The sequence below is a fragment of the Embleya sp. NPDC025285 genome (assembly GCF_055558835.1).
Window position 1 is genome coordinate 32,766 of the sequence record NZ_JBVHLU010000038.1, and the last position, 12,249, is coordinate 45,014.

11 protein-coding genes are annotated in these 12,249 nt (G+C 70.8%); 7 read left to right on the forward strand and 4 right to left on the reverse strand.

Translation table 11 applies throughout. The features are described from left to right. Positions 1-149: 149 nt before the first annotated feature. Positions 150-314 carry a hypothetical protein gene (locus tag ACZ4FV_RS25105; RefSeq protein WP_402240356.1) on the reverse strand — a complete coding sequence of 55 codons (165 nt, stop codon included), beginning with the start codon at positions 312-314 and terminating at the stop codon, positions 150-152. Between the two features lie 12 nt (positions 315-326). Between ACZ4FV_RS25105 and ACZ4FV_RS25110 the strand changes: the two genes are divergently transcribed. Beyond that, complete coding sequence (locus tag ACZ4FV_RS25110; RefSeq protein ID WP_402240353.1) at positions 327-833, forward strand: phospholipase domain-containing protein; 507 nt, start codon at positions 327-329, stop codon at positions 831-833. An 88-nt stretch (positions 834-921) separates the two neighbouring features. Here the strand turns inward: ACZ4FV_RS25110 and glgX are convergent, their stop codons facing one another. Continuing rightward, positions 922-3,036, reverse strand: a complete 2,115-nt coding sequence (gene glgX / locus ACZ4FV_RS25115; protein ID WP_395873169.1) for a glycogen debranching protein GlgX — start codon at positions 3,034-3,036, stop codon at positions 922-924. 294 nt (positions 3,037-3,330) lie between these two features. Here glgX and ACZ4FV_RS25120 point away from each other — a divergent pair, with 294 nt between their 5' ends. Next, positions 3,331-5,529 (forward strand): MMPL family transporter, encoded by a 2,199-nt coding sequence (locus ACZ4FV_RS25120; protein ID WP_402240350.1) that lies wholly within the window; start codon positions 3,331-3,333, stop codon positions 5,527-5,529. 24 nt (positions 5,530-5,553) lie between these two features. On the opposite strand, the gene ACZ4FV_RS25125 is transcribed toward ACZ4FV_RS25120, so the two are convergent. Next, positions 5,554-6,063, reverse strand: coding sequence for a type II toxin-antitoxin system RatA family toxin (locus ACZ4FV_RS25125; protein ID WP_395873171.1), 510 nt, complete (start codon positions 6,061-6,063; stop codon positions 5,554-5,556). Between the two features lie 166 nt (positions 6,064-6,229). Here ACZ4FV_RS25125 and ACZ4FV_RS25130 point away from each other — a divergent pair, with 166 nt between their 5' ends. From ACZ4FV_RS25130 to ACZ4FV_RS25140, 3 genes are all read left to right on the forward strand, one after another. Then, positions 6,230-6,421 (forward strand): hypothetical protein, encoded by a 192-nt coding sequence (locus ACZ4FV_RS25130; RefSeq protein WP_355541728.1) that lies wholly within the window; start codon positions 6,230-6,232, stop codon positions 6,419-6,421. Continuing rightward, the gene (locus ACZ4FV_RS25135) at positions 6,414-7,391 is read left to right on the forward strand and encodes an MvdC/MvdD family ATP grasp protein (protein ID WP_331771601.1); all 978 of its coding nucleotides are present in this window, start codon (positions 6,414-6,416) and stop codon (positions 7,389-7,391) included. Before ACZ4FV_RS25130 ends, ACZ4FV_RS25135 begins: the two co-directional genes overlap by 8 nt. A 125-nt stretch (positions 7,392-7,516) precedes the next feature. Continuing rightward, positions 7,517-8,350 (forward strand): protein kinase family protein, encoded by an 834-nt coding sequence (locus ACZ4FV_RS25140; RefSeq protein WP_395873172.1) that lies wholly within the window; start codon positions 7,517-7,519, stop codon positions 8,348-8,350. 222 nt (positions 8,351-8,572) lie between these two features. Here ACZ4FV_RS25140 and ACZ4FV_RS25145 read toward each other — a convergent pair whose 3' ends face one another. Further along, complete coding sequence (locus ACZ4FV_RS25145) at positions 8,573-10,009, reverse strand: MFS transporter (RefSeq protein WP_465323282.1); 1,437 nt, start codon at positions 10,007-10,009, stop codon at positions 8,573-8,575. A gap of 182 nt (positions 10,010-10,191) precedes the next feature. On the opposite strand from ACZ4FV_RS25145, the gene ACZ4FV_RS25150 reads away from it, so the two are divergent. Both ACZ4FV_RS25150 and ACZ4FV_RS25155 read left to right on the forward strand, forming a co-directional pair. After that, the gene (locus ACZ4FV_RS25150; protein ID WP_465323284.1) at positions 10,192-10,920 is read left to right on the forward strand and encodes a TetR/AcrR family transcriptional regulator; all 729 of its coding nucleotides are present in this window, start codon (positions 10,192-10,194) and stop codon (positions 10,918-10,920) included. A gap of 235 nt (positions 10,921-11,155) precedes the next feature. Continuing rightward, positions 11,156-12,241 carry an NADH-quinone oxidoreductase subunit B family protein gene (locus ACZ4FV_RS25155; RefSeq protein ID WP_395873176.1) on the forward strand — a complete coding sequence of 362 codons (1,086 nt, stop codon included), beginning with the start codon at positions 11,156-11,158 and terminating at the stop codon, positions 12,239-12,241. The last annotated feature ends 8 nt before the right edge of the window (positions 12,242-12,249 follow it).

A 12,249-nucleotide genomic window follows, 5' to 3' on the forward strand; every position in this document is an offset into this window, starting at 1 on the left:
CGGGTATCGGTGATGCGGCGCCGTTCGCACCACAACGGCGAGTCCGCCGCGCAGCCGACCGGTCCGCGTCTCCGATCGGTTCCGCCGGCTCTTCCCGCGAAGCTCGCTCGCCCGTGCGTGCGTTCACGCGTCGGCCATCGATCACCGGCCTACCGAGCCGAGTCGAGCTTCGCGGTGCGGCCCGTGCCGCCCAGGCCCAGGTTCGCCGTGGGCACCGTCACCACCTCGGCCGTGGCGTCGGGCGAGAGCGCGACCGTGCGCCTGGGCGGACTGTGGACCACCTCGGCCGGGCAACAGTCCGGCCAGGGCGTCACGTTCCGCTCCGGGTGACCTGCACACTGGTCAACGAGGGCACGGTGACCTACCACTTCACCGTCTTCCCGAACATCGCCCTCCCGTTCGCGGGCACCCTGCTCACCGTCGGCCCCGGCAAGAGCGCGACCTACGTGTGGGACGCCGCCGGTACCGACGGCGCCTACGACTTCAGCGTGCACGGCGCGGACGGCTTCGTCCGACGCTTCGCCGGCACCGTGGTCCGCGACCCGCAGCGCGACGTCGCCGTCCCGTCGGTCCGCGCCACCCCGCACGGACGCCGGCCCGATGCCGCCCGGCTGGACCTGCGACTGAGCAACGACGGCGACACCGACGTGCGCTTCACGATCCCGCCGAACGACTTCGGCGGGACGGCCCGGGAGCAGTGGGTGAGCGCCCGCGACCGGGACACCGTGGCGTGGCCGACCGACGCGTACGGCCGGTACGACGTCACCGTCGCGGTGGCGGACGGCCTCACCCGCCGCTACGCCGGTACCGTCCACCCGTCGAACCGGGACTGATCGGCACACCGTCCGCGGCACCGGGACCGACCGGCACAACGGCCCGCGTGTGCCGCTCGCTGGAGCGGCACCCGCGGGTTCGGGTTCCTCACTCCGGGCGGCGCCGGCGGATCAACACGAGGACGCTGTGCGCCTCGACCGCGCGCACGGAGCCCGCCTTGACCTCCACCTCGTCCGCGCCGTCGGGGTCGGTGGTGTCCACGGCGACGTGCCACACGTCGCCGTCCCCGAAGGACGGCACCCGTACGTCGACGCTCTCGTAGTGGGCGTTGAGCACGAACAGGAACGAGTCGTCCACGATCGGGCGGCCGCAGGAGTCGCGTTCGGAGATCGCGTCCCCGTTGAGGAAGACCACCACGGAGCGGGCGTTCGGGCGGTCCCAGTCCTTTCGGGTCATCTCCTTGCCGTCCGGACGCAACCACAGCAGGTCGGCCGGGCCGTCCGCGCCGTCGCCGCGGAAGAAGCGCCGCCGACGCAGCACGGGGTGTGCGGCGCGCAACCGGACGAGGCCGCGGGTGAACTCCAGCAGGTCCCGTCGGGCCGGGTGGGCGGCCGAGTCCCAGTCCATCCACGCGGTCTCGTTGTCCTGGCAGTACCCGTTGTTGTTGCCGTGCTGGGTGCGGCCCAGTTCGTCGCCGTGCGAGAGCATGGGCACACCCTGCGAGACGAACAGGGTGGTGAGCAGGTTGCGCTGTCGGCGCTCGCGCAGCGCGAGCACGCCGGGGTCCTCGGTGTCTCCCTCGACGCCGGAGTTCCACGATCGGTTGTCGTCGGCCCCGTCGCGGCCGTCCTCGCCGTTGGCCTCGTTGTGCTTGTCGTTGTACGACACCAGGTCGCGCAGGGTGAAGCCGTCGTGTGCGGTGACGAAGTTGACGCCGGCCAGCGGTCGTCGGTGCTCGCTGGTGTACAGGTCCGACGAGCCGGTGAGGCGGCGCGCGAACTCGGGCAGGACGCCGTCGGTGCCGCGCCAGAAGTCGCGCACGCTGTCCCGGTACTTGCCGTTCCACTCGCTCCACAATGGCGGAAAATTGCCCACCTGGTAGCCGCCCTCGCCCACGTCCCACGGCTCGGCGATCAGCTTGACCCGGCTGACCACGGGGTCCTGCTGGACCAGGTCGAAGAACGCGGACAGCCGGTCCACCTCGTGGAACTGCCGGGCCAGGGTGGCCGCGAGATCGAAGCGGAAGCCGTCCACGTGCATCTCGGTGACCCAGTGGCGCAGCGAGTCCATGATCAGTTGAAGCACGTTCGGGTGCCGCATCAGCAGGCTGTTCCCGGTGCCGGTGGTGTCGTAGTAGTGCGCCGGGTCGTCGTCCACCAGGCGGTAGTACGAGGCATTGTCGATGCCTCGGAAGGAGAGCGTCGGGCCCAGTTCGTTGCCTTCGGCGGTGTGGTTGTAGACGACGTCGAGGATCACCTCGATCCCGGCCGCGTGCAGGGCCTTGACCATCGCCTTGAACTCGGTCACCTGTTCGCCGCGCGTGCCGGAGGACGAGTAGGCGTTGTGCGGCGCGAGGAAGCCGATGGTGTTGTAGCCCCAGTAGTTGCACAGGCCCCGGGCGAGCAGCGATCCGTCGTGGACGAACTGGTGCACCGGCATCAGCTCGATCGCGGTCACGCCGAGCGTGGTCAGGTGCTCGATCACGGCGGGATGGGCGAGGCCGGCGTACGTGCCGCGCTGGTGCTCGGGAACGGCGGGATGGGTGCGGGTCATGCCCTTGACGTGCGCCTCGTAGATCACCGTCTCGTGGTACGGCCGGTTCGGACTGCGGTCGTCGCCCCAATCGAAGGTCGAATCGGTCACCACCGAGAGCATGGTGTGCCGCAGATTGTCCGCGGTGTTCTGCTCGTCGGGCGCCTCGGGCCGGTAGTCCAGCAGCGACAGGTCGCCGTCGGTGTTGCCGTCGATCGCCTTGGCGTAGGGGTCGATCAGGATCTTGGCCGGATTGCAGCGGTGACCCCGGTCGGGGTCGTGCGGCCCGTGTACGCGGTACCCGTAGCGCCGGCCGGGCCCGACGCCGGGGAGATAGCCGTGCCACACGTAGCCGTCGACATCGGGCAACGGCACGCGCTGCTCGGTGCCGTCGTCGTCGATCAGCGCGACCTCCACGCGCTCGGCTACCTCGGAGAACACCGCGAAGTTGGTGCCGGAGCCGTCGAACGTGGCGCCGAGGGGATAGGCCCTGCCATTCCATGCCTGCATGAAGTGACATTAACCGCTCATATAGGGCGGAAATTCGATCGTCGACACGGCGGGATGTCGTGTCCCGCTGCAGGTCCCGGGCGGAGCGGCCGTCCGTCATGGGGGTGGGCGCGTTCCGCCGGCCGTCACGCGCCGGGCGGTCGACGCGTTGTCGGCGCGTCGAGGGCACTTCGTCGGAACCAATGGGACAAAGTAGGACGAGATTGTCGATCTGTCTGTCTCTGTGGTCGTGGGTCGCCGCGTTGGGATTCGTGTGGTGGTTGCGACCTGTCGGTCGGTGCGGAGGGAAGCGGCTTGTCCACCTATCTGTTCCGGCTGGGGAAATGGGCGTTCCGGCGTCGCCGGTGGGTCCTGGCAGTCTGGCTCGCCATCGCGGTGGCCGCCGTCGTCCTCGCCACGGTCAGCGGCGGCAAGACCAACGACACCTTCACCATTCCGGGTACCGAGTCGCAGGACACGACGGACCTGTTGGAGCAGAAGCTGCCCGCGCTCGGCGGCGCGCAGACCCAGGTGGTGTTCGCCGTGAAGAGCCCGGCCAAGGTCACCGACCCGGGCCCGAGCGCCGGCATCGAGGCCGCAATCGCGCAACTGCGGACGGTGCCACAAGTGGCCTCCGTGTCGGACCCGTTCACCGATCAGGGAGTGGCGCCCGACCAACTGGTCGCGCTGGGCTGGGTGCAGTACACGGCGCAGCCGGCGGACGTCGAGGATGCCACTCTGGACAAGCTCGAGGACGCCGTGGCGCCGGCCGAGCAGGCCGGGGTCCAGGTCGAGTACTCGGGCACCGTGTACCCGGGCTGGCGGATCACCCCCTCCGAACTGCCGGAGCTGATCGGTCTGGCGATCGCGCTGGTGATCCTGCTCATCACGTTCGGCGCGGTGGTCGCCGCCGGCCTGCCGATCATCAACGCGATCATCGGTGTGGTGATCGCCCTGATGGGGGTGACCGCGCTCGCGTCGGTGGTGAACATCGCGTCGGCGTCCACGACGGTGGCCATCATGCTCGGTCTGTCCTGCGGGATCGACTACGGGCTGTTCATCCTGTTCCGGCACCGCAACAACCTGATCGGCGGCATGGCGCCGGAGGAGTCCGCGGCCCTGGCCCTGGGCACCGCCGGCAGTTCGGTGGTCTTCGCCGGACTCACCGTGATCATCGCCCTGTGCGGGCTGGCCGTCGTGGGTATCCCGTTCCTGACCCTGATGGGACTGTGCGCGGCGGCGGCGGTGTTGATCGCGTTGTTGATCGCGCTCACCCTGCTCCCGGCGGTCCTGGGCTTCGCCGGTCCCAAGCTCGTGTCGTTCATCGACACGCGGCTGCGGCCCGGACACCACGAGGAGGTCGCGCGGATCACCGCGACCGATCCCGCCCGCACGTTCGGCGCGGCCTGGGCGCGCTTCGTGGTGCGCTTCCGGATCCCGGTCCTGGTCGTCGGGGTCGGCCTGCTGCTCGTGTCGGCGGTGCCCGCGATGAGCATGGAACTGGGGTTGCCCAGCGCCGCCTCGCAGCCCGAGTCCTCCACCGAGCGCAAGGCGTACGACCTGACCGCCGAGAGCTTCGGGCCCGGCTTCAACGGGCCCCTGTTGGTGGTCGCCGACGGGCCCGTCGACCAAAGCGGCGTGACTGCGTTGGTGAACGCGCTGAAGCAGCAACCGGACGTCGTGGCGGCGGGTCCACTCGCTGTCAACAACGAGGTCGCCGTGGTGCGGGTGATCCCCGCCACCGGACCCAACTCCCAGACCACCGCCGACCTGGTGCACCACATCCGGGACAACCGCGCGGCGATCGAGGCCGGCGTCGGCGCGCCGATCCTGGTCGGCGGCAGTACCGCCTCCAACATCGACGTGTCCACGAAACTCCTGGACGCGCTCCCGGTGTTCCTGCTCGTGGTGGTCGGCCTGGCCTTCGTGCTGCTGACCTTCGCCTTCCGGACCATCCTGGTGCCGATCAAGTCGATCCTCGGCTTCCTGCTGTCGGTCGCGGCGGCCTTCGGCGCGCAGGTCGCGATGTTCCAGTGGGGCTGGGGTGAGGACATCTTCGACATCACCCCCACCGAGACGATCAGCTTCCTGCCGATCCTGATGCTCGCGATCATCTTCGGGTTGTCCAGCGACTACGAGGTGTTCGTCGTCTCGCGGATCAAGGAGGACTACACCACCACGGGCGACGCCCGAGGCGCGGTCGCGCGCGGCATCGGGTTGTCGGCGCGGGTGGTGACGGCGGCGGCGCTGATCATGTTCTCGATCTTCGTGGCGTTCATGTTCACCGACGACCCGACCATCAAGGCGATCGGCTTCAGCTTCGCGGTCGGTGTCTTCCTGGACGCCTTCGTGGTCCGGCTGACGCTGGTCCCGGCGACGATGGCGATCGTCCGGGCCAAGCTCTGGTATCACCCGCAGTGGTTCGCCAGGTACGTCCCCGACCCGGACATCGAGGGCAAGCGCCTGGAGGAACGCCTGGCCGGGTCCGCGCCCACCGGCGGCGCGGCGCACTGACACCCGCGAGGCCCGGGCCGACGCTCAGCCCGGCGCGGGTCCTTCGGCGACGTCGTCGCCGCCGATCGCGGCCAGGACCACCGGATCCGAGCACGCGCGGGCGAAGCGCGCGATGCGGTGTTCGATCTCACGCCGGAGCACCACCGTGCCGATGCGATCGGCGAGCGGCGCCAACCAGCGCGGGCGGCAGCCGAAGTTGTAACGCCACACCGCGCGTGTACGGTCCGGTTCGCCCTCGACGGCGGTGAACCGCCAGCCGCCGCCCATCTTCGCGAAGAACCACGATCCCTCGACCATCCGCATGCCCACGTTCGTCGGCGGGTGGTACGAGACGTATTCGCTGATCATCCGAAAGCCCGCGCGGTGCACCGTGAGCGTGCGCACCCCCTTGCCCGGCTCGGTGGCCCCGTCCAGGAAGCGCTGGCTGCGGATGAACGGGTCCCAACGCCTGCGCACCACCCCGGTCGTCTGCGACACGGCGAACGCCGTCGCGGCCGCGACGGGTACCTCCACTGACGCTTCCACCGTGGGCATGACGGTCATCCTGCCAGGGTTACTCGCGAGGCGCCGGGGGAGACGTTCGCCGGAGGCGTCGGCGTCTTTTTCCGCGGAGATGCAACTGACCGACCCCATCCGGGCGTTGATGAACATGACGCACCGTGTTTTTCGGTGGGTCGGACACCCACAGTCAGGAGAGGTCATGCCCGGTCCTTTGATTCTCGGCCGCAGGGCCCCGGTCCCCACCCGAGGCGCGCCCGCGCTGCCCCGGCATCACTACGATCCCGATCTGTGTGTCAACGTCACCCCTGGCGGGACGCTGCTGATCCACGCGGTGGACTCCGGTACCTACACCGGGACGCAGGAGCCCAGGGGATACAAGAAGGATGACTGATCACGACGCGAGCGTCGTGATCGTGGCCACCGAGGAGGATCTGACCGCCGACATGGTGGCGGCGCACCTCCTCGGCGGCCCGGTGGCCCTGCTCCGCCTGGACCCGGGCCGCCTGCGCGAACGTCCTTTGGTGACCGGCCGGTTCGCGGCCGGGCGCTGGCACACCGTGCTCACCTCCGGGCGGGCGACGGTGACGCTGGACGAACGTTGTGCGGTGTATTGGCGCAAACCCACCCGGCCCGACGCGTTCGGCACCGCGGAGGAGCGGTGGCGCGCGGACGAGAACACCACCGCGCTGCTGGGCCTGTTGCGCGCGCAGCCGCTGAAGGTGTGGATCGACGACCCCACGATCGTCGCGGCGTCGCTGCACAAGCCCACCCAACTGGCGTCGGCCGCGCGCGCCGGCTTCGCCGTGCCCGACACGCTGTTCACCAGCGATCCGCACGCGGCCCGCGCGTTCATCGCCGCGCACCGGGACAAGGTCGTGGTCAAGGCGCTCACCCAGCGGCACACCACGTTCATCCCCACCACGCGCATCCGCCTCTCGGACGACCTGAGCGGCATCGCCGGCACCCTGCACTATCTGCAGGCCCTGGTCGAGGACCGGCTGTTCGACGCGCGGGTGACCGTCGTGGACGATCGGGTGTTCACCGCCGCGATCATCACGAAGGGCGCGCTCGACTGGCGGGCGGTGCCGCTGGACGCGTGCGAGTACCGGGCGATCGAGGCGCCGGCGGAGATCGCGAGGGCGTGCGTCGAGCACGTGCGCGACCTCGGGCTGGGCTACGCCGCGCTGGACTTCGTGGTCACCTCGGCCGGATGGACGTACCTGGAGAGCAACTGCGTGGGCGAGTTCGGCTGGATCGAGAGCGCGACCGGGCTGCCGATCTCGGCGGGGCTGGCCCGGGTCCTGCGCGAGGGGCCCGCCCGCCGCGGGATCGTCGCGTGTTGCGCGTCCGCCCGAACGTGAGGATGGGTCCGCTGAATCGAGAGTGCGACCGGGCCGGCGATCCCGGTACGACCGGCCCGGCTCCCACATGCGGGGCCGAAGCACCACAGCGTCGGCGCGTCGGGGGCGTCGGCCAGAATGTGCGGATGGATCCGCTGCTCGTCGCCGCCTTGGAAACCCTCGGCGTCACCGAACGGCCGCGCCCGCTGACCTCGCACCACACCAACGCCTGGCGTGCCGGACAGTGGCGGATCAAGACCGCCGAGGGAGCGGACGTCGCCGCGCTGCATCACGAGGCGCGGGTGCTGACCATGCTGCGCGAGCAGGGCCTTTACCCGGTCGGCGGCAGGCACGGGCACGTGGGCGGCGGGCTGTGGACGGCGGTCGAGTGGCGCCCGGGGGTGACCCTGTGGCGCTGGTGCGAGTCGGCGCGCCGCAACGGGCCGGTTCCGGCGCATCCGTTGCCCCACCTGGCCCGGCGGGCGTTCGCGGCGCTCGGCCGGTTGCACGCGCTGGGCTGGCATCACGGCGACATCCAGCCGATGAACATACTGGTCACCCCGGGAGGCGGGATCGAGTTCATCGACCACGACCTGGCCCACCATCCGGACCGGCTCCCGCTGCCGAATCCCTACCGGGGCGGGATGGACCTCACCACCGCTCCCGAGATAGCCCGGCAACTCCTGGAGACCGGGCCCGGGCAGCACGTGCGCCTGACCGACGCCGCCGAGGTGTACAGCCTGGGCGCCTCGTTCCGGGCAGCCTGGACGGGTACCGCCCCGGCCACCGATCGGGCGATCGGCGGGCGGATCACCGCCGCCGACATCCTGGAGGACATCGCCACCGGAAGACACCGCCCGCCGCTGGAACTGGCACGCCCGTGGCCGGACCCCGACCTGGAGGCGCTGATCGAGGCGACGATGGCACTGGACCCGACCACCCGAGTCAAGGCACTCCCGACGGTGCCGTACCCGGATTGACACGGGGCGCCCGTGTCGCGTTCGCGGGGCCGGAGGCCGGGTGCCGGGTCCCCGCTTGCGGGGTGGACGTCGGGTGCCGGTTCCGCGCCCGTGGGGTGGAGACCGGGTTCCCGATCCCGGCTCGCGGGTGTGAAGGCCGGGCGCCCGTCCCACGCGCGACCCAGGTCGTCGTCATGATCGGGTGACTCCTTCGGGGCGGGGTGGTCGGGGTGAAGGTGGCGGTCAGGCCCGGACGGGCCGGGGGTCGCGAGTACGGCCGCCACCTGTGCCGCGGGCCCGCACACTCACCGAGGCGAGCGCGGCGAGGGCGAACAGCACCGCCGCGGCCTTGAAGGCGAAGGTGTAGCCGTCGGTGGCCGCCTGTTCGGGGGAGGGACCGGCGCCGGTGTGCGCGTCGGCGAGCGAGCTGAACAGGGCGATACCGACGGTGGGGCCCATCAGCATCGTGGTGTTGAACGCGCCGCCTGCCAGCGCGGCCTGAGTGGGCGGCACCCCACGGGTGGCGGCGACCACGGCGGCCGCGGCGGTCAGGCCGATGCCGATCGGCAGGGCGAGCATGGCCGCGAACGGGAGTCCGAGGTAGGCCGCGTCCGGGCTGATCCGGGAGAACAGCAGGAAGGCGCCGGCCATCGTGGCCAGACCCAGCGCGGCCGTCCACCGCACGCCCCACCGGGCCACGATCAGCACGCTGCCGGCGCTGACCACGACCAGCATCAGCGTGTACGGGACGAAACCCATCGCCGAGCGCAACGCGGACCACCCCAGCACCCGTTGGAAGTACAGCGACATCAAGAACGCGGCGGTGGAGCCGGCGATCGGCGCGAGCATGCCGGTGGCGAGCGCTGCCACGCGGCGGCGGGAGGCGAGGAAGTGCAGCGGCATCAGGGGCGCCGCGACCTTGTTCTCGGCCACGCCGAACGCCACCAGCAGGACGACTCCGCCGGCCAGCGGCAGCAGCACCGCAGGGTCGAGCCAGCCGTGCGTACCCACCGCGACCAGTCCCAGGCTGAGCACCGCGACACCGCCGGTGACCAGGGCGGCGCCGAGCACGTCCACCCGGCCGGTGACCCGCTCCGGGCCGGTGGGCAGGTACCGGCCGGCGAGGGCGGCGACAACGAAGCCGATCGCCGCGAGCACCACGAACGACCAGCGCCAGGACGCCCAGGTGGCGGTCGCGCCGCCGAGTTGCATGCCCAGCGCCGCGCCCACCCCGGAGAGTCCGCCCCACGCGGCCATCGCCCGGCGGCGGGTGGCGTCGGTCGCGAACACGTCCCCGACCAGGGCCATGGCGGCGGGCGCGGCGAGCGCGGCGCCCGCGCCCTGGAGCAGGCGGGCGGTGATCATCCACGCGCCGCCGGGTACGAGGGCGCCGGCCAGTGACGCGGCGGCGAACAGCGCGGCGCCGGCCCGGAAGGTCTCGCGCCGCCCGCGCAGGTCGGCGACCCGGCCGCCGAGCAGCAGCAGGCCGCTGAACGCCAGCGTGTAGGCGGCGCCGGTCCAGACCAGACCGGAGGAGCCCAGATCGAGGTCGGCGGCGATGTCGGGTCCGGCGGCCGAGGTGATGGTGACCGAGGTGTTGAGGATGGCCTGCACCGCGGCGAGCAGCGCGAAGGCCGCCCCCGTTCGGGCCGGCCGCACGGTCGTCCGGACGTGTTCCATGGCTGATCCCCTTTCCGGAGAGTCGCTCGTCGAGAGGGCAGGCCGCTCGTAGAGCTGAACCATACAGTGCAGTTCAGATGAACTCAACGGTGCGGTTCGGTTGAACCAAACGGTATGGTTTTGATGAGCCGAGCGGTTCGGTTCGCACTCGTTAGACTGCGCGCGACGAACGGAGACGCCACGTGTGGGCAGCCGAGCAGACCCCCAAGCGCATTCCCTCGGGTGATCGGGCCGCGCGCAAGCGCGCGGCGATCCTGGACGCGGCCACTGAGGCCTTCCTGCGCGAGGGCTACCAGGTGGGCATGGACACCATCGCCGCCGAGGCGGGTGTCGCGAAGGTGACCGTCTACAACCACTTCGGCAACAAGGAAGCCCTGTTCACGGCGATCGTCGGCGAGATCCTGGACCGCGCCCTGGCGGAGTCGACCCGCCTGATCGAGGAGCGGCTCGGATCCTCCACCGACGTCCGGGCCGACCTGGTGGCCATCTGTGAGGCGTGGGTGGCGGGCCACGCCACGCCGGAGGTGCTCACCCTGCACAATGTGGTGATGGGCTCGATGCCGCGCCTGCCCGAACTGGGACGCACCTGGCGCGAGTCGGGACCGGATCGTTTCCACGTGGTGGTCCGCACGGCCCTGGAGGAACTCGTCGAGCGCGGCGAACTCGCGATCGACGACGTGCCGTTGGCCGCGATCCAACTCTCCGGCCTGGTGCTGATGCCACACATCGCCTTCGGCTCCTCCGGCGCCGTGCCCGACGCGGATCTGACCGAGCGGCTGATCACCGGCGGCGTGGACATGTTCCTGGCCCGCTACCGCCCGACGGCGGCCCCGGCCTCTTCCGCCGACTCGGCCCTCTCCGCCGACTCGGCCCTCTCCAACCACCCGGCGCCGGAGTCGCAGGCGCCCTGACCCGGGCCGGGCCGCACGTCGCCCGCCGGGGGTCCCGCCCGCCACCGCGGGACGACGTGGCACGACTCGCCCGAACAGGCCGAACGGACGCACGCGGACCGACTCATCGACCGCGGAGTGGGCGCGACGCGACTCGCCCGAACGGACCGAATGTGAGGCGCGTCACGTGCCGGGCTGATAGGAAGGTTCAGGAGTCCGTTATGTCGGATTCATAACCTTTCGAGGAGGCGTCCTCATGCGCGCCACGTCCGGGAACCCCGCCGAGAGCTCGACCGCCGCCAAGCCGGTCGAAGAACCGACCCCGATTCATATCCTCTGGATCAACGCCGGTCTCAGCTGCGACGGCGACTCCGTCGCGCTGACCGCCGCGATGCAGCCGTCGATCGAGGAGATCGTCACCGGTGCCCTGCCCGGACTGCCGCCGATCGCCGTGCACTGGCCGCTGATCGACTTCGAGTGCGGACCGGTCCAGGGCGCGGACACCTTCATCGAATGGTTCTTCAAGGCCGAACGGGGCGAACTCGAGCCGTTCGTGCTGGTGGTCGAGGGATCCATCCCGAACGAGTCGATCAAGGCCGAAGGCTACTGGAGCGGATTCGGCGACGACCCGGCCACCGGCCAGCCGATCACCACCAGCGAATGGTTGGACCGCCTCGCGCCCAAGGCCACCGGTGTGGTGGCGATCGGTACCTGTGCGACGTACGGCGGCATCCACGCGATGGCCGGCAACCCCACCGGTGCGATGGGCGTACCCGACTACCTGGGCTGGGACTGGAAGTCCAAGGCGGGCCTGCCGATCGTGTGCGTGCCCGGCTGCCCGATCCAGCCGGACAACTTCGCCGAGACGCTGACCTACCTGCTCTACCAACTCGCCGGGTCCGCGCCGATGATCCCGCTGGACGACAAGCTGCGTCCGACCTGGCTGTTCGGCGCCACCGTGCACGAGGGCTGCGACCGCGGCGGCTACTACGAACAGGGCCAGTTCGCCGACGAGTACGGCTCGCCGCTGTGCCTGGTGAAGCTGGGCTGCTGGGGCCCGGTGGTCAAGTGCAACGTGCCCAAGCGCGGCTGGATCAACGGTGTCGGCGGTTGCCCGAACGTCGGTGGCATCTGCATCGCGTGCACGATGCCCGGCTTCCCGGACAAGTTCATGCCGTTCATGGACGAACCGCCCGGCGGCAAGGTCTCCTCGGTCGCCAGCGGCGCGTACGGCCTGGTGATCCGCAAGCTGCGCTCGATCACCGCGAAGACCGTGGACAAGGAACCCAAGTGGCGCCACACCGGTCGTGAGCTCACCACCGGCTACCGCCCGCCCAGGTGAGCGGATCG

What these genes read in the sequence shown, in the direction of transcription:
- glgX (WP_395873169.1), bottom strand. Translation starts at nt 3,036, where the DNA reads ATGCAGGCATGGAATGGCAGGGCCTATCCCCTCGGCGCCACGTTCGAC.
- ACZ4FV_RS25125 (WP_395873171.1), bottom strand. Translation starts at nt 6,063, where the DNA reads ATGCCCACGGTGGAAGCGTCAGTGGAGGTACCCGTCGCGGCCGCGACG.
- ACZ4FV_RS25130 (WP_355541728.1), top strand. Translation starts at nt 6,230, where the DNA reads ATGCCCGGTCCTTTGATTCTCGGCCGCAGGGCCCCGGTCCCCACCCGA.
- ACZ4FV_RS25135 (WP_331771601.1), top strand. Translation starts at nt 6,414, where the DNA reads ATGACTGATCACGACGCGAGCGTCGTGATCGTGGCCACCGAGGAGGAT.
- ACZ4FV_RS25140 (WP_395873172.1), top strand. Translation starts at nt 7,517, where the DNA reads ATGGATCCGCTGCTCGTCGCCGCCTTGGAAACCCTCGGCGTCACCGAA.
- ACZ4FV_RS25145 (WP_465323282.1), bottom strand. Translation starts at nt 10,009, where the DNA reads ATGGAACACGTCCGGACGACCGTGCGGCCGGCCCGAACGGGGGCGGCC.
- ACZ4FV_RS25155 (WP_395873176.1), top strand. Translation starts at nt 11,156, where the DNA reads ATGCGCGCCACGTCCGGGAACCCCGCCGAGAGCTCGACCGCCGCCAAG.